Source organism: Staphylococcus sp. GDY8P47P, assembly GCF_016892225.1.
Classification (GTDB): domain Bacteria; phylum Bacillota; class Bacilli; order Staphylococcales; family Staphylococcaceae; genus Staphylococcus; species Staphylococcus borealis.
The window spans coordinates 68,337-86,814 of the sequence record NZ_JAFENV010000016.1; the positions used below are offsets into that span (position 1 = coordinate 68,337).

At 34.0% G+C, this 18,478-nt stretch carries 20 protein-coding genes and 1 pseudogene; 18 read left to right on the forward strand and 3 right to left on the reverse strand.

The features are described from left to right. Positions 1–55: 55 nt before the first annotated feature. A complete protein-coding gene (locus tag JVV30_RS06495; protein WP_204193752.1) occupies positions 56–919 on the reverse strand; it encodes a helix-turn-helix transcriptional regulator in 864 nt (287 codons plus the stop codon). Between the two features lie 243 nt (positions 920–1,162). Here JVV30_RS06495 and JVV30_RS06500 point away from each other — a divergent pair, with 243 nt between their 5' ends. From JVV30_RS06500 to JVV30_RS06525, 6 genes are read left to right on the forward strand one after another with little or no spacing between them, the layout of a single operon-like run. Then, positions 1,163–2,134, forward strand: a complete 972-nt coding sequence (locus JVV30_RS06500; protein WP_204193753.1) for a substrate-binding domain-containing protein — start codon at positions 1,163–1,165, stop codon at positions 2,132–2,134. Further along, positions 2,131–3,012, forward strand: a complete 882-nt coding sequence (gene rbsK, locus JVV30_RS06505) for a ribokinase (protein ID WP_204193754.1) — start codon at positions 2,131–2,133, stop codon at positions 3,010–3,012. The genes JVV30_RS06500 and rbsK overlap by 4 nt, the downstream gene beginning before the upstream one ends. Continuing rightward, positions 3,005–3,394 (forward strand): D-ribose pyranase, encoded by a 390-nt coding sequence (gene rbsD / locus JVV30_RS06510; RefSeq protein ID WP_204193755.1) that lies wholly within the window; start codon positions 3,005–3,007, stop codon positions 3,392–3,394. Before rbsK ends, rbsD begins: the two co-directional genes overlap by 8 nt. A gap of 12 nt (positions 3,395–3,406) precedes the next feature. Beyond that, the gene (locus JVV30_RS06515) at positions 3,407–4,903 is read left to right on the forward strand and encodes a sugar ABC transporter ATP-binding protein (RefSeq protein WP_204193757.1); all 1,497 of its coding nucleotides are present in this window, start codon (positions 3,407–3,409) and stop codon (positions 4,901–4,903) included. After that, a complete protein-coding gene (locus JVV30_RS06520) occupies positions 4,884–5,822 on the forward strand; it encodes an ABC transporter permease subunit (RefSeq protein WP_107629346.1) in 939 nt (312 codons plus the stop codon). The genes JVV30_RS06515 and JVV30_RS06520 overlap by 20 nt, the downstream gene beginning before the upstream one ends. A 19-nt stretch (positions 5,823–5,841) precedes the next feature. Beyond that, positions 5,842–6,759 (forward strand): D-ribose ABC transporter substrate-binding protein, encoded by a 918-nt coding sequence (locus tag JVV30_RS06525; RefSeq protein ID WP_204193759.1) that lies wholly within the window; start codon positions 5,842–5,844, stop codon positions 6,757–6,759. A 326-nt stretch (positions 6,760–7,085) separates the two neighbouring features. Here the strand turns inward: JVV30_RS06525 and JVV30_RS06530 are convergent, their stop codons facing one another. Then, entirely contained in the window at positions 7,086–7,934 is an 849-nt protein-coding gene (locus JVV30_RS06530; protein ID WP_204193762.1) for an oxidoreductase, read from the reverse strand. Positions 7,935–8,015: 81 nt separating this feature from the next. On the opposite strand from JVV30_RS06530, the gene panB reads away from it, so the two are divergent. The 4 genes from panB to JVV30_RS06550 all read left to right on the forward strand — a co-directional run bounded on the left by panB (position 8,016) and on the right by JVV30_RS06550 (position 11,271). After that, positions 8,016–8,834, forward strand: a complete 819-nt coding sequence (panB, locus tag JVV30_RS06535; RefSeq protein WP_053030143.1) for a 3-methyl-2-oxobutanoate hydroxymethyltransferase — start codon at positions 8,016–8,018, stop codon at positions 8,832–8,834. Continuing rightward, a complete protein-coding gene (gene panC / locus JVV30_RS06540) occupies positions 8,827–9,681 on the forward strand; it encodes a pantoate--beta-alanine ligase (RefSeq protein ID WP_119636059.1) in 855 nt (284 codons plus the stop codon). Before panB ends, panC begins: the two co-directional genes overlap by 8 nt. 3 nt (positions 9,682–9,684) lie before the next feature. Beyond that, positions 9,685–10,068, forward strand: a complete 384-nt coding sequence (panD, locus tag JVV30_RS06545; RefSeq protein ID WP_011274512.1) for an aspartate 1-decarboxylase — start codon at positions 9,685–9,687, stop codon at positions 10,066–10,068. 300 nt (positions 10,069–10,368) lie between these two features. Next, complete coding sequence (locus JVV30_RS06550; RefSeq protein ID WP_239469330.1) at positions 10,369–11,271, forward strand: hypothetical protein; 903 nt, start codon at positions 10,369–10,371, stop codon at positions 11,269–11,271. 27 nt (positions 11,272–11,298) lie between these two features. Here JVV30_RS06550 and JVV30_RS06555 read toward each other — a convergent pair. After that, positions 11,299–11,974 (reverse strand): annotated as a pseudogene (locus JVV30_RS06555) (M15 family metallopeptidase). A 187-nt stretch (positions 11,975–12,161) separates the two neighbouring features. Between JVV30_RS06555 and JVV30_RS06560 the strand changes: the two are divergent. From JVV30_RS06560 to JVV30_RS06595, 8 genes are all read left to right on the forward strand, one after another. Further along, a complete protein-coding gene (locus tag JVV30_RS06560; RefSeq protein ID WP_204193765.1) occupies positions 12,162–13,013 on the forward strand; it encodes a MurR/RpiR family transcriptional regulator in 852 nt (283 codons plus the stop codon). A 13-nt stretch (positions 13,014–13,026) separates the two neighbouring features. After that, entirely contained in the window at positions 13,027–13,329 is a 303-nt protein-coding gene (locus tag JVV30_RS06565; protein ID WP_053030139.1) for a PTS sugar transporter subunit IIB, read from the forward strand. 24 nt (positions 13,330–13,353) lie between these two features. Beyond that, the gene (locus JVV30_RS06570; protein ID WP_204193767.1) at positions 13,354–14,649 is read left to right on the forward strand and encodes a PTS sugar transporter subunit IIC; all 1,296 of its coding nucleotides are present in this window, start codon (positions 13,354–13,356) and stop codon (positions 14,647–14,649) included. A gap of 14 nt (positions 14,650–14,663) precedes the next feature. Beyond that, complete coding sequence (locus tag JVV30_RS06575) at positions 14,664–14,981, forward strand: PTS lactose/cellobiose transporter subunit IIA (RefSeq protein WP_053030137.1); 318 nt, start codon at positions 14,664–14,666, stop codon at positions 14,979–14,981. 117 nt (positions 14,982–15,098) lie between these two features. Next, on the forward strand, positions 15,099–15,275 hold the full coding sequence (locus tag JVV30_RS13245) for a hypothetical protein (RefSeq protein WP_228480647.1): 177 nt from the start codon (positions 15,099–15,101) through the stop codon (positions 15,273–15,275). Next, on the forward strand, positions 15,276–16,364 hold the full coding sequence (locus tag JVV30_RS06585; RefSeq protein WP_204193773.1) for a DUF871 domain-containing protein: 1,089 nt from the start codon (positions 15,276–15,278) through the stop codon (positions 16,362–16,364). A 13-nt stretch (positions 16,365–16,377) separates the two neighbouring features. Next, positions 16,378–17,382 carry an N-acetylglucosamine kinase gene (locus JVV30_RS06590; RefSeq protein WP_204193775.1) on the forward strand — a complete coding sequence of 335 codons (1,005 nt, stop codon included), beginning with the start codon at positions 16,378–16,380 and terminating at the stop codon, positions 17,380–17,382. Between the two features lie 144 nt (positions 17,383–17,526). Further along, positions 17,527–18,393 carry a hypothetical protein gene (locus tag JVV30_RS06595; protein ID WP_107629340.1) on the forward strand — a complete coding sequence of 289 codons (867 nt, stop codon included), beginning with the start codon at positions 17,527–17,529 and terminating at the stop codon, positions 18,391–18,393. The last annotated feature ends 85 nt before the right edge of the window (positions 18,394–18,478 follow it).

Genomic DNA, 18,478 nt, shown 5'->3' on the forward strand with positions numbered 1-18,478 from the left:
CGAAATAACTTAAGCAAGCGAAATCTATCTATGAACTACTTTACGAACACTTTTATTATTTATAAATACCTTTAATCTCATCTAATCTTTCTACAAAACTATCAATATATGATTGTGGTTTCAGAATCTTAGCATGTGGCGCTAATTGATAAGCGATATAGTACGCATCGAAACGCGTACAATTCACCCATACTGTGATATAATCCTCACTTCGTTCAACAACTTCCTTAATTGAAAATTGCTGTTGGAATTGGTTCCAAAATTGATTATGAATTTGGAATAACACAGGATTACAAGTGCCATCTTTCTTAAATTTTAAATTTAAAATCTTAACAGACAGAATATCTCGAAGAAGAATCGTTTCAATCTCATGGTCTACCTCATATGTAAACCAATAGTCATAATGCATATACAAGATAGATAACGGTTTAACCACTATCTTTTTATCTTGAAGTTCAATGCGAACAATTTCTTTATTCACGATTGCTTTTTGCAGGAGCATGAGATGTTTCCCAGGCAATAATTCTTGTCTGATTTTAAATTGATGTAACGTACTCATTAAAACATGTTTATCTGAAACTTTCATTGAAGTAATTGAACTAAGTAAAAATTTATGAATATCGTGATGCAATATAGGCGTTAAGCTTTGAAGTTTAATGAGCAGACTCAGAATGCCCAAACTGTGTTTACTTTGAGTATCCTGCTTAAGTTCGTATCCTGCCAATTGATGATTATAAACGACTCTAGTATTACTAGGATTCCAAAACTCATTTTCATAAAAGAAAGTGTTAATCGTATTAATATCACGTTGAATTGATTTTTTACTTACATCAGTGAATTGATTTAAGTCTTGTTGCGTAACAACATAACCTTTAAGAAGCAAAGTTAAAATATTTAGTATACGAGTTGATTTATCCAAGAATTGGGTCCCCTTTGCATCAATTCTGTATTTACTTTGAAAATTAACTATATAGTATCATATTATTTTTGTAATGTGTATAATTCCAAATTTAAAAAATAGCGATATATCAATAAACATAAATAATAAGATAGCGTACATTTACAAAAGTAATAATCTATAAATGTTTTATTTAATATTGCATTTAAAAGAAAAAAGTGATAAATTTTTGTGTAAGCGGTTACACATAAAAGGAGTGGGAAAGTGAGAACGATTAAAGAAGTGGCTAAACAAGCAAATGTTTCAGTAGCCACAGTTTCAAGAGTGATTAATAAAAGTGGTTATGTTAAAGAAGCAACACGTAAAAGAATTGAACAAGTCATCAAAGACCTAGATTATTATCCAAATGAAACTGCAAGAACCTTATTCACAAAGAAATCTAAAACGATTGGACTGCTTTTACCAGATATGAGTAATCCATTTTTTACAATTGTTGCTAAAGGTGTTGAGGATACTGCAATTCAAAAAGGGTATCATGTCATGATTGGTAATGGTGAAATGCAAGAACATAAAGAACTTAACTATTTAACCACATTTAAAGTGAATAATTGCAGTGGCGTCATTGCTTCACAATTATCGACGCAATTTGCTTTTGATCAATTCAACTCCTATCAATTACCCTATGTTCTCATTGACCGCGTTACAGATAATCAACAATGTATCGAAGCAGATCATTATAAAGGTGGTCAATTACAAGCTGAGGCAATCATAGAAGGCAATGCGCAACGTGTATTAGTGCTACATCAAGACCTAAATTATCGCTCGTTTGAAGAACGATTCAACGGTGCAAGAACGACGTTAGAAAGTCAGGGCATTCAATTATGGATTGAAGATGAGCGTGATATCACAATGGATAAATTGCAGCGTTACATTAAACACAATGATATCGATAGTGTGATATGTAGCAATGATGTATCAGCACTGAAAATGATGAAATGGTTACATGATTTACATATTACTATTCCAGATGACGTACAAGTCATTGGGTATGATGATATCCCGTTAGCTAAGCTATTTTATCCAAGTCTCACAACCATCAAACAACCTGCTTATGACATTGGTAAGCAAGCAGCATTAGGTTTGATTCAACAATTAGAACATAATGATATCACAACGAAAGTAGTATTAGATGTTGATTTAATTTATAGAGAATCTACAAGGAGGAAGACAAAATGACAAGTATTTATGTAGTTGGAAGTTTATCTATTGATTTAGTCGTTTCTACGAATCGAGTACCAAGTAAAGGTGAAACCGTACTAGGTGAGTCATTCTTTACGACACCTGGAGGCAAAGGTGCAAACCAAGCCGTAGCAGCTGCCAGACTTGGTGATGATGTGTATATGGTAGGACGCATTGGGGATGACGATTTTGGTAATCAAATTTTCACAAATTTAGAAGATAACCATGTTTTAACGACATTTCTGAAACCCGTTACACATTCAGCATCAGGGACAGCACATATTACATTATCAGACAATGACAATAGCATTATTGTGGTGCCTTCAGCCAACAACTATGTGACTTCAGCGTATGCATTGGAAGCATTAAATCAAGCGCAAGCAGGTGACATTGTATTAATTCAACAAGAAATTCCTGCCGAAACAGTTAAAGACGTCATAACTTATTGTGATGATCATGATTTAATCTCAATTCTTAACCCGGCACCATTCCGAGAAGTAGAAGCAGAAGTCATTGATAAAGCGACATATATTACACCTAATGAAACAGAGAGTAACGCGATGTTCCAGACTAACATTGATGAAGCGTTAGCACATTATCCTAACAAACTGATTATTACATTAGGGGATAAAGGTGCTATGTATCATAACGGCACTAAAAAGGTTCATATCGCAGGATTTAAGCGAGAAGTTAAAGATACCACAGGTGCCGGAGATACATTTAATGGTGCTTTCGCAGTAGGATTACAAAAGGGATATTCCATCGCACATGCCCTTACACTTGCGAATTTAGCAGCAAGTCACTCAGTAACAGGTATGGGCGCTCAAGGTGGTATGCCGACCTTTTCAGAAATAGAAGGTGAATTCGATGTATAAAACAGGCATATTAAACAGCGAAATTTCAAAGGTACTTAGCGACTTAGGACATACAGATCAAATTGTAATCGGCGATTGTGGGCTACCAGTACCTAAAGATGTTAAGAAGATTGACCTAGCACTAACGTTAGGGAAGCCTAGTTTCCTAGACGTTTATGACGTCCTTAAGCAACACATGGAAATTGAACATATTACGATAGCCGAGGAAATGGAAGTAAACAATGCACCTATTTATAAGCAAGTGACACATGACTTTTCAGGCATAACACAAGTCGATCATGAAACGTTTAAAGCATTAACGAAGGATGCGAAAGCGATTATACGTACAGGTGAAGCAACACCATATGCAAACATCATACTTCAAAGTGGTGTCATATTTTAAGGGGTGAGATTAATGATTCAAATGACTAATATTCATAAAGCCTATGGTGATAACGAGGTGCTTAAGGGTGTTGATTTTACTTTGAAACCAGGTACCGTCCATGCCTTAATGGGAGAAAATGGGGCTGGAAAATCTACGCTAATGAAAATTTTAGTAGGTATTCATAAGAAAGATCAAGGTGTCATGACGTATTCTGATGTTGAAATAGAATATAGCAATCCTAAAGAAGCGGAAGAAAAAGGATTAACCTTTATACACCAAGAATTGAATTTATATCCAGAATTAACAGTACTCGATAATTTGTTTGTAGGAAAAGAAATCCGCAACAAAATGGGCATACTCAATACAAAAGCAATGAAACAACAGGCGGAACAAGTATTTAAAGAATTAGATTTCTACATTCCGTTAAATAAAGTAGTTAAAGATTGCTCGATTGGTGAGCAACAAATGATAGAAATCGCTAAAGCGATGATGACGAAAGCACAAATCATTATTATGGATGAACCGACAGCTACCTTAACAGACAAAGAAATCCGACGTCTATTCGATATGATTCGTAATTTAAAAGCAAAAGGTGTTGCCTTTGTTTACATTTCGCATAGAATGGCTGAAATATTTGAGATTTCAGATGAAATAACAGTCATGCGTGATGGCGTTTCTGTGATGTACGATGAAACACGTCATCTAACGTACAACCAAATTGTGAAAGCAATGGTAGGACGCGAATTAGATGAACAATTTCCACATAGAACGTATGAACCACAAGATATGATCTTAAATGTAAAACGGCTCAATAATCCGCTACATCATATTGAGAATCAATCATTTTATCTTAGAAAAGGTGAAATACTAGGTGTAAGTGGCTTGATGGGTGCAGGACGTACGGAAATGATGCGCAGTTTATTTGGTGTGGATAAAGCGGACAATGACATTGAAATTAAAGGTCAACTAGTGACGATCACGTCCCCAATTGAAGCGATGAAACATGGACTTGCCTTTATAACCGAGAATCGTAAGGAAGAAGGATTAATTTTAGACTTCTCCATTCAAGACAATATGGTGTTACCTTCGTTATTTAGCTTTTCAAAACGTGGCATCGTAGACGATAAGAGTTCTGAGCAATTTGTTGATACGATGCGCAAAAGACTGAACATTAAATCGCCAGGCAAGCTACCAGCTGGTTCATTATCAGGAGGTAATCAACAGAAAGTCGTATTAGCTAAGTGGATTGGTACGGGTGCGCAAATCATCATATTGGATGAACCTACAAGAGGTATTGATGTTGGCGCTAAGAGAGAGATTTATCAACTTATGAATGAACTTACAGATCGTGGTGTGTCTATTATTATGGTCTCATCTGAATTACCGGAAGTCATTGGCATGAGCGATAGAGTGATGGTCGTGCATGAAGGTAATATCAAAGGAGATCTTACAGGAAATGAAATTACAGAAGAAAATATTATGACGTTAGCTACAGGGGGAACTTTAAATGAAACAGTTAACAGCTAAAACATCGTTCATGGAAAAGATTATTCCATTTATTGGTCTAATTTTATTAATTATTGTAGTGAGTATTTTAAATCCATCATTTTTAGATTTATCTAATTTACTCAATTTATTAAGACAAATTTCTATCAATGGTCTGATTGCCTTTGGGATGACATTTATTATCTTAACTGGTGGCATAGATTTATCAGTAGGTTCAATCCTTGCTTTATCATCTGCGTTTATTGCACTGATGATTACAAGTGGTGTTGATCCAATTATCGCCTTAATTATAGGTGTACTGATAGGCTTTATTTTGGGTGCAGTCAACGGTTTACTAGTGACGAAAGGGAATATGGCGCCATTTATTGCAACACTTGCGACAATGACAATCTTCCGTGGATTAACACTAGTCATTACTGACGGCAATCCAATTACTAATTTAGGTGATAGCTATTTATTCCAATTATTTGGTAAAGGCTACTTTATTGGTATTCCGGTACCAGCAGTAACGATGATTATCGTATTTATTATTTTACTTATCATTCTTCAAAAGACAACGTTCGGTCGTCATACATATGCAATTGGTGGGAATGAGGTAGCAGCTAAAATTTCAGGTATTAAAGTGAATAAAATTAAAATCTTTATTTATGGTATTTCAGGATTAATGTCAGCGTTAGCCGGAGGAATACTAACATCACGTCTAAATTCTGCACAACCAACAGCAGGTATGTCTTATGAGTTAGATGCGATTGCCGCGGTCGTGCTTGGTGGTACGTCATTGACAGGTGGTAAAGGACGAATTGTTGGGACACTTATAGGTGTACTTATCATAGGTGTTTTAAATAATGGATTAAATTTACTCGGTGTGTCTTCATTCTATCAACAAGTCGTTAAAGGTGTAGTCATTTTAATTGCGGTATTAATTGACCGTAAAAAATAAGAGAAAGCAGGATAACAATATGAAGAAATTATTAGCCATTACATTAGCACTCGTCCTATTTTTAGCAGCGTGTTCCTTAGAATCACCTTTGAAAAATGATAAAAATGGTAAAACAAATAAGAAAAAATCAGAGATTACAATTGGTGTAAGTATTTCAACGTTAAACAATCCATTCTTCGTTAAAATTAAAAATGGCATTGAAAAAGATGCAAAAGCACAAGGGATGAAAGTCAAAGTTGTAGATGCACGAGATGATTCAGCAAAACAAACGAATGACATTGAAGATTTAATTCAACAACAAGTGGATTACTTAATTGTTAACCCGACAGATTCAAGTGCAATCTCAAGTGCGGTAGAATCAGCTAATAATGAAGGAATTCCGGTAATTACGTTAGACCGATCTGTAGATAAAGGTGATGTAGCGTCATTTATTGCGTCAGATAACGTTGAAGGTGGTAAAATGGCTGGAAATTACTTGGTAGATAAAGTCGGTAAAAATGCCAAAGTGGGTGAACTTGAAGGTGTACCTGGGGCAAGTGCGACTAGAGAAAGAGGTAAAGGGTTCCACGACGTTGCTGATAAGCAGTTAAAAGTCATCGCCAAACAAAGTGCAAAGTTTGATAGAGCAGAGGGGTTAAATGTAACGCAAAACATGCTTGAAGCACACCCTGATATCCAAGCAATCTTTGCCCAAAATGATGAAATGGCTTTAGGTGCAATAGAAGCAATTGGTGGTAAGGAAATTCAAGTCATTGGATTTGATGGTAATGAAGATGCGATGAAATCCATTAAAAATGGCAAACTAGATGCGACAATTGCGCAACAACCTGAACTTATGGGTAAAGAAGCAATTAAGGTAGTTAATGGTCTAATGAAAGGCGATTCTGTCGATAAACAAATTAAAGTGCCATTAAAGTTAAAACAAAGTAAGAGTTAACTAGAAAAAAGAGTATGAGACATCAATCATATGATGATGCTATTTTGCAAATTCGCAGTAGCTGACTGAACTGAAAATGCGCTTAAATCAAGCTTTTTTCAGTTCTAGTCATCCTTGCGGCCGGGGCCCCAACACAAAAAATCAAGAAAGTGATTTTACAAGCAAAGCAAGTTGGGGTTCGGGGCCCCAACACAAAAAACCACGAAAGTGATTTTACAAGCTAAGCAAGTTGGGCTTCGGGGCCCAACAAAAAGAATTTCTTAAAGAAATTCTACAAGCAAAGAGGGGTTACGACGAATTTCAAAAAATACCGTCGCATCCCCTTTTTACTTTGCAATAGAATGATGTGATAGTAAAAGGGCGTAAACAGTGTCTAGATGTGGTGTATTGAGATTATAGTATCTCGCCTTGCTATAGATAAAGCCTTGAATGGCTTCAACTTCAAGCGGTTGGCTATTGATCACATCATAATACATACTCGTACCCATATGGTCAGGATAACCTGCATAAATCTGCATAATATCATCGACCAATGAATCAGGAAGCGTAATGCCCTCTGATAAAGCTACGTGTTGTCCCTCGTATAATAAGTTTTTACATAATTGTTCCACTTCTTTAATTTTTAAGATTTGAGCGGTATTATGACCAAGCGCAGTAATAGAATTAATACCAAGATTAACTAATAATTTATACCAAATTTTGTCTTCAATATGTTCTTCAAGTACGAGTTCAATTTTTGTGTGATCAAGTAACTGTTTTAAGCGCATTGTTTGAGCATCTTTTTGAACATGTAAGCGATAATCACGAAAATGTATGACTTCGTTTCCCGACTTTTGGCCACTAATATAAACAACAGCTTGGTAAGTGTGTTGAAATGGAAGACGAGATAGTAGGCCGTAGCCATTTTGAGCTAAAATAAATAATGTTTCGTCATGGGCTAAACGATGTAACTTTGGAATTAAATGATTAAGCTGATGTGTTTTGACAGCAATGATTATAACGTCAAAGGTCGACGTCACGTCATCTATATTAAATACTTCTATCATTTGATTTGCGGGTTGAATGGTTATGTGTTTATTAGAACGACCAATTAGTGTGACGTTTGGCAACGATGTTTGTAGTTCATAGGCGATAGTAGTGCCAACCGCACCTGGTCCAATAACAGCAATCTGCATTTAAAACTTTCCTTTCTAGGTATTCTTACATATAATTATACGTATTATTATCGAACTTTTAATATAGGAGTTAATTTAAAAATGAAAAATTTAGCAAAATTAGTTGAAATGAAACAAGAGAAAACAAAAATTTCGATGATTACGGCATATGACTTTCCAAGCGCAAAACAAGCACAAGATGCAAATATAGATATGATTTTAGTGGGTGATTCACTTGGAATGACAGTGCTTGGTTATGAGACGACAACACAAGTGACGCTAGATGACATGATTCACCACGGTAAAGCGGTACGCAGAGGCGCAGATGATACCTTTGTAGTAGTAGATTTACCAATTGGCGCAGTTGGTGTGAGTGACGAACATGATTTGAAAAATGCGCTCACACTTTATCAACAAACAAATGCGAATGCGTTAAAAGCAGAAGGTGCACATTTAGTTAATTTCATTAAGAAATCAACACAAATTGGAATACCAATTGTAGCGCACCTAGGTTTAATGCCACAAAGCGTGGGTGTTATGGGCTATCGTTTACAAGGTAGTACGAAAGATGCAGCTGAACAATTAATTCAAGATGCACATGCGGTACAAGAAGCAGGCGCAGTTGCCTTAGTATTAGAAGCAATCCCTAGTGACTTAGCTGGTTTAATTAGTGACCAATTAGATATACCAGTGATTGGTATCGGCGCAGGAAAAGACACAGACGGTCAAGTATTGGTTTATCACGATATGTTGAATTATGGTGTAGATCGTTATGCTAAATTTGTGAAACAATTTGGTGATTTTTCAGTGGGAATTAAAGGCATCAAACAATATGATGAGGAAGTTAAGGCAGGGACGTTTCCAGCTGAAGCACACACATATAAGAAAAAGATATTGAACGAGGTAAATGGTAATGACTAAAGTAATTCAAACTGTAGCTGAGATGCAACACATTACGCAAGAATTGAAACGTTCGGGGAAGACCATTGGTTTTGTTCCTACAATGGGTGCCTTACATGAAGGGCATTTAAGTATGATGCGTCGCTCAGTTGAAGACAATGATGTTACAGTGATTAGCGTATTCGTTAACCCACTACAATTCGGGCCAAACGAAGATTTCGATGCGTATCCACGTCAAATTGATCAAGATGTCGCTTTAGTTGAAGCTATTCATGTGGATTACGTCTTTCATCCAACAGTAGAAGAAATGTATCCAAACGAATTAAGTGTAACATTGAAGGTGGGACGTCTAGCGGAAGTCTTAGAAGGCGCACAACGTCCAGGTCATTTCGACGGCGTTGTGACTGTCGTGAATAAACTATTTAATATCGTCAGTCCTAATAAAGCTTACTTTGGTAAGAAGGATGCGCAACAACTTGCAATCGTTGAAAAAATGGTTGAAGACTTTAACCATCCAATTGAAATTGTTGGTGTTGATATTGTACGTGAAGCGGATGGACTCGCACGCAGTTCGCGAAATGTATATTTAACTGACGATGAGCGACAAGAGGCTGTTCACCTAAGTAAAAGTTTAGCATTAGCGCAAACGTTATATAACCAAGGGGAACGTCGTAGTCATATTATTGTTGGTGAGATTAAGGCATATTTAACGGAACATACGCGTGGTCATATTGATGAAGTTGCAATTTACAGTTACCCCGGTTTAGAAGTTGCGACGGAAATACAAGGTCAAATCTTTATATCACTCGCTGTTAAATTCTCGAAAGCACGGTTAATAGATAATATTATTTTAGGAAGTGAATCGTAAGTTATGATTAGAACAATGATGAATGGTAAGATTCATAGAGCACGAGTAACAGAATCAAATTTAAATTATGTTGGAAGTATTACGATAGATGCAGATATCTTGGATGCAGTTGATATTTTACCGAATGAAAAGGTAGCCATCGTGAATAACAATAATGGTGCCCGCTTTGAAACCTATGTCATTGCTGGTGAACGAGGTAGTGGCAAAATTTGCCTTAATGGTGCAGCATCTCGATTAGTTGAAGTTGACGATGTGGTGATTATTATGACTTATGTTCAATTAGATGAACGTGAATTAGTTGACCATGCACCGAAAGTTGCTGTGATGAATGAGAAGAATGAAATTATTCAAATGATTCATGAAAAAGAAGGCACTATAATTAAATAAATAAGTATGACGGCAGTCTAAAAATATTGAAATGATTTCGAGGGAGTGGGACAGAATTCTTTTAAATTCGTCGTCCCACCCCCGCAAGGATGACTAGAACTGAGAAAAGCTTGATTTAAGCGCCTTCTCAGTTCAGTCAGCTACTGCGAATTTGCAAAATAGCTTCATTATATTATTTATGTCCCGGACTCTTTCTGTGTATATTAGGTGTGATTTAAATTGCAACTATAACCTCTAATTAAATAATTATTTTATAGTATAATAAAATTATATAAATTGATTAGATTAGAGGGCTCGTTTATGAAAAGATTTATATTACTTAGCATCACATTTATGTTGATTTTAACAGCTTGTAGTACGAATGAATCGTCCAAGGAAGATAAAACTAAGTCACATTCGAAACAAACGGATACTAAAACAACAGAAGACAATAAAAAACAAAATAAGTTTGAAAGCAAAAAGAAGAATGAAGAAAAAACTAAAGATATAGTAGCTAACTTTTCGGAAAAGGAAAAATTAGCTTTAGCATTTTGTGTCGACCATGTCGACCAATATACATTAACTAAAAATGAAATTTTAACTGGATTTTATTTAGCCATAGCACCAGCTGGGGAGTATCATTATAAATTAGTCGATTTTACGTTAGTTAAGCATGATAAACCTGTTGCAAATGCGCCAAAAGATATGCATTTTTACACTGTATATCCTGATAAACGAAATTTTGCTGCAATCATCGGTGTGAATAATGAAAAGATATTCTTAGGCGGAACACAAGCCGCAATCATAGATTATAATGCATTGATGCAATATGGTAGAGAAGTGAATTTAAGCGATGTCTATTTAAAAAATAAACATAACAAAGCTTTGCCAGAATTAGTAAGTAAAATGCATATTGATAATAAGTATCCTGACATTAGTTATGACGAGAATGACATCTCTTACAAACAGTTGGAGAGATTGGGTGGCGTAGGATTACATCTTAGAAATCAAATTTATCAAATTATTGCAGATTTTGAAGGTGTTAGTTTAACAGATTCAGGTTATTTGTGGGAAGATGTGAAGTTACTTAATTCAAATGGTGATTGGTCGGTACGATATCGCAATCAAGATGGAGAAATCGTTGGTTCCTATAGAAATAAAAATGGCACACTTCAAAAACTCGATGCTAATGGTAATGTAGTCAAAGAAAAAAAGGTTGAATAGTATTTAGAACGCTCAGAGAGTCATAAGTTAGCTTTCTGAGCGTTTTTTAGAATGAACATATTCTTCTAAGGCTTTGCCAGATTGGGCTACTTTAGTAGCTGTGTCCTTTCCTAAGTAGCGAAGATGCCATGGTTCATATTGATAGCCCGTTACCTGTTCTTTACCTTTGGGATAACGCACAATAAAACCATAGTTATGGGCATTGCGTGCAATCCATTGCCCCTCTTTAGTATCTCCAAAACATTCACGTAAATTGCAATTTGATCCAATAGCACCTACATCATAACTTAATCCACTTTGATGTTCAGAAGTGCCAGGACGCGCACTATATCGATTCGCAGCTTGTTCGCCATCACGCGCAACATACTGCTGATACAGACTCACTTGTGTTTGATAACTTCTGAAACCACTCATCTGATAAAGATTTACACCCTCTTCGCCCAGCATCAGCAAACATCCGTTGTAATGCACGTTGCGCTTTCGGATTTTCACCAGGATTGTAATCAGGTGGGAGCGTTGTTGTTTTATTAACAATTAAAATATCGTCATAATACGTTCGACCATTTTTGATTTCTTTCTTGTGTACATGATGAGTTGATTTTTGTGATGAATCATGATTATTTTTGCTTTTTGAGTCATGATTATCATGACATGCACATAAGATTAAAGTACTCAAAATTAAAATTGCAATAAGCTTTTTCACAATATAATTCCTTTCCCAAAAAAGTTTGTTAATAGAGTATTCTTACAATGTAAGATTAGCATAAAAAAAGAAATGAAATAAGATGTAAAATAACTAAATTACATACAAATTAGATTTTGACAAATGTAATAATATTTTGTAAATTGTAATTGAAGTGAAATATTATTCCTTTTAGAGGTGATGTTTATTGCATGGTAGTTTAATTTTTATTGAATCATCTTTAAGCGATTTAAACCCCTCGGAACGTAGAGTTGCTGAGTATATTCTTAAACATCCGGAAGAAATTATTAATTACTCAGTACAAAAGCTAGCCGACCTAACAAACGTAAGCGTAGCTACGATTGTTAGGTTATCTAAAAAGATGAAATGTAAGGGCTTTCAAGATTTAAAATTGAAAATCGCATTTGATTTAAATGAACCTGGGAATGTACAACGCGATTATGCAGAAATTGATGAAGATTATTCAATTGAAGAAGTCACACAATCAGTATTTCATAACAATACTAAGACTTTAAAAGACACAGAAAGGATTTTATCCACAGTTAGTATTAAGCAAGCTTTTGAATTAATTATCAATTCAAGAAAAACTTGTATTTATGGAATTGGTGCATCAGCTATTATTGCACAAGATTTTAAACAAAAGTTAACGCGTATAGATTATTGGTGTGATGTAGGAAGTAGTTTTGATGAGCAAGTTACTTTAAGTGCTAACCTATCTTCTGAAGATGTTGTAATTGCAATATCAAATTCAGGTCAAACTAAAGATATAGTCTACGCTACGCAATTAGCTAAAGAAAAGGGTACAAAAATTATTTCTATAACTAAATATGGTGATAATTCAATAGCTAAATTAGCAGATGTACAATTGTTTGTTAGTTCTTCCGAAAAAACGATACGAAGTGGGGCAATGAGTTCAAGAATTGCTATGCTAAGCATCATTGATATTTTGTATATTTGCATCGCTAGTGATGATTATTTAAGTAATCGCCAGAAATTAGAGAATACAAGAAATGCTATAAAAAACAATAAATTAAAATAGAGGAGTGTTTTAAATGAAAGTAATTATGGTTTGTTCAGGTGGAATGTCAAGTGCAATGGTAGTTGATTCAATTAAGAAACAAGCAGATAAAGAAAACTATGATCTTGAAATTAAAGCAGTAGGATCTGAAGAATTTGAAAATCAAATCGAACATTATGATTTAGGGTTAGTTGCCCCACAAGTTAAACACCGTTTAGATAAATTTAAAAAAATGGGAGAAGAAGTTGGTAAACCAGTTGATGTAGTTGATCCAATGGGTTATACACCAATAGGTGCACCTAAAATTTTAAAACAAATTAAAGAATACGATAACTAATATACATGTTTAGGAGATGGTCTTATGCAAAAGATATTACAATGGCTTGAAAAAGTATTAATGACACCAATGGCAAAAGCATCGGAGCAAAGACATTTAGTTGCCATTCGTGACGGTATTATTGCAACATTACCATTGATTATCGTCGGTTCATTCTTCACTTTGTTTGCATCACCACCAATACCCTATCTCGCAGATTTAGTACAACCACATGCTGAGAAGATTATGATTGCAAATAGAATGACGTTGGGGTTAATGGCTTTATACGCAGCATTTTGTATGGGTTATAACTTATCAAAATCATATAAGATGGATGGTCTTTCAGGTGGCTTACTTTCATTAGCAACGTTTCTAATGATGAATATTCCATTGAATTTAGATGATAAATTAGCTAAAAAGGATGCCGTTGGATATGTATTGCCTATGGCAGATTTGGGAGGGTCTGGTTTATTTGTAGCTATCATTTCTATGATATTTGCAGTAGAAATAAGCAGATTAGTTATTAAATCTGGTTTTACTATTAAAATGCCTGAACAAGTCCCTAGTTCAGTTGCCAGATCTTTTGAGTCTTTAATTCCGGCTACTTTAGTTATTGTTATTTCATGGTTTATCCGTGTGATTTTAAATGTAGATTTAAATAAAATCGTTAACATGCTATTTGAACCACTCGGTAAATTTGCAGGAGATTCATTGTTAGGCGCTTTGATACCAGTATTCTTTATCGTTCTTTTATGGGCTGCAGGTATTCATGGTGTTGCTGTCATGGGTGCTGTTTTCCAACCAATTTGGTTCTCGCTCTTAGATCAAAATATTGATGCTAAAGCAGCGGGAGAACAACTACCTAATATCGTTGTAGAACCATTTTTCCAATGGTTTGTCTGGATTGGAGGCGCAGGTGCGACGTTAAGTCTGTGTATATTAATGGTTTTCTCTAAATCAGAATATCTCAAAAAAGTAGGTAGATTCTCAATTATTCCAAGTACATTTAACATAAATGAACCTCTCATTTTTGGGACACCATTAGTAATGAATCCAATTCTAGCTTTACCATTCATATGTATTCCTTTAGTTTTAACTACTATTACGTACTTCGTTTTTAAATTGGGATTAATTGCAAAAATTACCATATTAGCACCGTGGACATTACCTGGACCTATTGGTGCATTGTTTGCGACTAATGGAGATTGGAAAGCACTTATATTAGTATTAATCAATATCATTATTGCAATTGTACTTTATTATCCTTTCTTTAAAAAATATGAGCGTGAAATGTTAGCTCAAGAGCAAAGTCTTAATGAAGACGCTACTGAAAAAGATTAGGAGAGGTAATTGTTATGGATAATAAAAATGAAACAGAGATATTTGAAATTATTGCACATGGAGGAAATGCAAAAAGTTTAGCTTATGAGGCATTAAATAGTGCTACTGAAGGCAACTTTGAAGAAGCAAAAAAATTTCTTGATGAATCAGAGAGAGAAATGGCAGAGGCTCATAAAACACAAACACGTTTAATACAAGATGAAATTAATGGTGAAAAAGTTGATACGTCGTTATTAATGATTCATGCACAAGATCATCTTATGACAGCATTAAGTGAAAAAAGTTTAATTGAAAAAATGATTGAGCTATACAAAAAGTTAGAAGAGAAGTGATTTTCCATGAGACTTTTATATATCCTAGGATTATTAATTTTAATATTTTTTTGCTTCAAGTTATCACAGTTGATTATTAAGAAGGTTGTAATTAACAGATGGTTACTTTTGATTATTATGCCATTTATTATTGGTATTCCAGTTTTAATCTTTGATGAGATTAATTCATTCGGATGGACCGTTATTTACGTGTTGATTATATTCAATAGTATTTTATTTTTTGAACAGTCAAGACAATTACTTGAAAATAAAAAAATTAAAGGCGTTATTTATAAATCTGAGGAGGGCAAGTAAATGCATCGATTAGGTATTTCAATTTACCCTACACAATCTGATCTAGAGAGAATGAAGAATTACATTGATACCAGTGTGAAATATGGCTTCAAACGTATATTCACTAATCTGCTATCAGTAAAACAGGAAGATCGTGAAGTTTTTGAGAAGTTTAAGGAAATAGTGAAATATGCTAATGAGAACGGTATGGAGGTCATAGCTGATATAAATCGAGAAGTATTTAAAGATCTTCAAATAGATAATTTAGACTTATCATTTTTTAAAGATTTAGGTGTATCTGGGATTCGAATTGATTCTGGATTTTCTGCTCAAGAAACAGCGAAAATGACGCATAATAAGCAAAACATGTCTATTGAATTAAATATAAGTACAAGTGCAACATTTATCAATGATGTATTAAATTTTAAACCTGATAGAGATAAGTTAATAGGATGTCATAATTTCTATCCACAAAAATATACAGGTATATCATTTAAGCATTTTAAAAAAACCTCAGAATCATATAAACAACATCAATTGACGACTGCGGCATTCGTAACATCTCAACACGGTAAAATAGGGCCTTGGAAAGTAATGGAGGGGTTACCTACATTAGAAAGTCATAGAAATTTACCTATTGAAGTTCAAGCAAAGCACTTATTAATGACTGGATTAATCGATGATATTATTATAAGTAATGCATTTGCTTCTGAGGAAGAGTTATACGCATTATCTAAGATTAATTTATCAATGCCTACGCTTGATATAGAATTAAATCCTGAAATTTCTAGTTTAGAAAAAAAGATTGTGTTAGAAGAAGATCATTTTAATCGTGGCGATGTCTCAGAGTATGTTATTCGCTCAACAATGAGCAGAGTACATTTCAAAGATAAAGATTTCCCGCCTCATAATACTTCTGAGATTAAAAGAGGAGATATTTTGATTTGCAACGAAACTTATGGTCACTATAAGGGAGAAATGCAGATAGCACTTCAAAATATGGAAAATGATGGTGTAAAAAATGTTATAGGTAAAATAACTGAAAATGAACAATTTCTATTAGATATGATAGAGCCTTGGGAATCTTTCGTATTAAATGTGAAAGAATAGGATTGATATAACAATGAGTATTAATAAAAAATACTATATTGGTATTGATGGTGGAGGAACCAAAACAGAAGGTGTCATTGGTAATAATTACGGAGAAATTATTGGACATACCCTAGCAGAATCTACAAATATACAAGTTAAAGGTTTGGACACTGTTAAAGAGATATTAATGAATATGATATCTAATTTGAGAAAACAAGCAAAGATAGACTTAAATGAAATTGATACGATTTATTTATCATTAAGTGGTGCTGGGAGAAAAGAAGAAAAACATTTGATTATAAAATCATTGGAAGCGTACAAATTACATAAGATAAAAATTGTCGTTGAAAATGATGCTATATGTGCTTTGGCATCGGGGACATTTGGAGATTCTGGTATTGTACTCATAGCAGGAACTGGATCTATATCATATTACTTTAATAAAGAAACAAATGAAATGAATAGAGTCGGTGGATGGGGGTATTTACTAGGCGATGAAGGCAGTGGGTATGATATAGGCAAAAAAGCACTTACTGCAGTAATGAAAAATTATGATGGTAGAGGTCAATCAACTCAATTAACTGAAGCGGTTAAGCAACAATTAAACTTGATACAAGAAACAGAAATAATTCCGTTTGTTTATCAAAATATGGAAATGAGATCAGAAATTGCTTCATTAACTAAAGTAGTGTTTGAGGTTGCCAGCAGTGGTGATATGGTTGCTAAAGATATCATTAGTAACAGTATGGACGCATTGATTGAATTAATTAATGGCTCGTTCCTTTCGATTAATAAGGCACAATATCATCCACCTATTGTATTATGTGGAGGTCTATTCTCTAATATTCAGTTTAAAGAGACATTTATGAATAAATTAAAAAAAGTTTATCCGAGTAATGAAATTATAATACCTAAATTTCCACCGGTGATTGGAGCCTATACACTATCTTTAAGAGAAAATAGCGAAAATAGTTTTACTCATACAATTCAACAAACAATTAAACGTAGCTGGAAAGAGATTGATACATTAAGTTAAAAAAGAGTGTTCCTGAGATGATAAAGGAACACTTCTTTTTTTCAAGAAATACTTGCAATTAAGTGTTTACAAAGTACACTTTTATAAATAAAATATAGTATAATTAATTGATTTTAAAAATGCAAATGATATGAGGAGACATAGATGAAAAAACTAGTATTTATATGTGGGGTGTTTTTACTTTTACTTGCAGCTTGTGGTTCTAATGACGGTTCTAAAGAAGATAATAGTAAAACGAAATCTAATGCAGAACAAACAAAATCTAAGAAGTCTAAAAAAGACCAAGAGTTGGAAAAAGAAGTAGCAAAACTTACTGAAAAACAAAAATTGGCTCTTGCCTTCTGTGTGGAAGATGTCGATCGCTATACATTGACTAAGAATGAAATTTTAACAGGTATTTATGAATACAGACTTGCGTCTGGTAATAAAAACTTTAAGCTAGTTGATTTCAAACTTGTGAAATATGAAAAACATATTGATAATGCACCTAAAGGTATGAATTTCTACAATGTATCACCTAATAAAGGGAACTTTGAAGCATTGATTGGTGTGAGTAACGACAAAATCTTTGTTGGACGTATGCAATCGGGTTCATTAGATTATAAAGACTTATTAGGCAAAGGCAAAGAGGTCAAACTCATTGATGTTTATAAAGCTAATAAAGATAACAAAGCTTTACCAGAATTAACTGACAAAATAAATATTGTAGATCAATTATCTAAAAAAGATAAAGAAGACAATAATCCATTATCTGCAGCATACTTAGAAAAATCAGGAACAGTTAATACATATTTCCGTAACCAAGTGTATCAAATGATTTCAGATTTCGAAGGTATTGCGGTAGGTAAGACAAACTATTTATGGGATGATGTTAAAATGGTTGGTCATAGTGGCGATTGGATTGTCAATTATCGAAATAAAGATGGCGAAATTTTAGGGACGTATAAAACTAAAAATAATAAAATTCTTAAATTAGACCCTAATGGTAAAGTCATTAAACAAGAAAATTAATAAACCAATATTATAGAGTTCTCATGTTAATTGTTTTGGCCTGAGAACTTTTTATATAGGGTTTTATAATTATGTCAGTATGGTA

What these genes read in the sequence shown, in the direction of transcription:
- JVV30_RS06550 (WP_239469330.1), top strand. Translation starts at nt 10,369, where the DNA reads ATGAAAAGATTTATATTACTTAGCATCACATTTATGTTGATTTTAACA.
- JVV30_RS06575 (WP_053030137.1), top strand. Translation starts at nt 14,664, where the DNA reads ATGGATAATAAAAATGAAACAGAGATATTTGAAATTATTGCACATGGA.
- JVV30_RS06590 (WP_204193775.1), top strand. Translation starts at nt 16,378, where the DNA reads ATGAGTATTAATAAAAAATACTATATTGGTATTGATGGTGGAGGAACC.
- JVV30_RS06565 (WP_053030139.1), top strand. Translation starts at nt 13,027, where the DNA reads ATGAAAGTAATTATGGTTTGTTCAGGTGGAATGTCAAGTGCAATGGTA.
- JVV30_RS06595 (WP_107629340.1), top strand. Translation starts at nt 17,527, where the DNA reads ATGAAAAAACTAGTATTTATATGTGGGGTGTTTTTACTTTTACTTGCA.
- rbsD (WP_204193755.1), top strand. Translation starts at nt 3,005, where the DNA reads ATGTATAAAACAGGCATATTAAACAGCGAAATTTCAAAGGTACTTAGC.
- JVV30_RS13245 (WP_228480647.1), top strand. Translation starts at nt 15,099, where the DNA reads ATGCCATTTATTATTGGTATTCCAGTTTTAATCTTTGATGAGATTAAT.
- JVV30_RS06515 (WP_204193757.1), top strand. Translation starts at nt 3,407, where the DNA reads ATGATTCAAATGACTAATATTCATAAAGCCTATGGTGATAACGAGGTG.
- panC (WP_119636059.1), top strand. Translation starts at nt 8,827, where the DNA reads ATGACTAAAGTAATTCAAACTGTAGCTGAGATGCAACACATTACGCAA.
- JVV30_RS06570 (WP_204193767.1), top strand. Translation starts at nt 13,354, where the DNA reads ATGCAAAAGATATTACAATGGCTTGAAAAAGTATTAATGACACCAATG.
- panB (WP_053030143.1), top strand. Translation starts at nt 8,016, where the DNA reads ATGAAAAATTTAGCAAAATTAGTTGAAATGAAACAAGAGAAAACAAAA.
- JVV30_RS06525 (WP_204193759.1), top strand. Translation starts at nt 5,842, where the DNA reads ATGAAGAAATTATTAGCCATTACATTAGCACTCGTCCTATTTTTAGCA.
- rbsK (WP_204193754.1), top strand. Translation starts at nt 2,131, where the DNA reads ATGACAAGTATTTATGTAGTTGGAAGTTTATCTATTGATTTAGTCGTT.
- JVV30_RS06530 (WP_204193762.1), bottom strand. Translation starts at nt 7,934, where the DNA reads ATGCAGATTGCTGTTATTGGACCAGGTGCGGTTGGCACTACTATCGCC.
- panD (WP_011274512.1), top strand. Translation starts at nt 9,685, where the DNA reads ATGATTAGAACAATGATGAATGGTAAGATTCATAGAGCACGAGTAACA.
- JVV30_RS06585 (WP_204193773.1), top strand. Translation starts at nt 15,276, where the DNA reads ATGCATCGATTAGGTATTTCAATTTACCCTACACAATCTGATCTAGAG.
- JVV30_RS06520 (WP_107629346.1), top strand. Translation starts at nt 4,884, where the DNA reads ATGAAACAGTTAACAGCTAAAACATCGTTCATGGAAAAGATTATTCCA.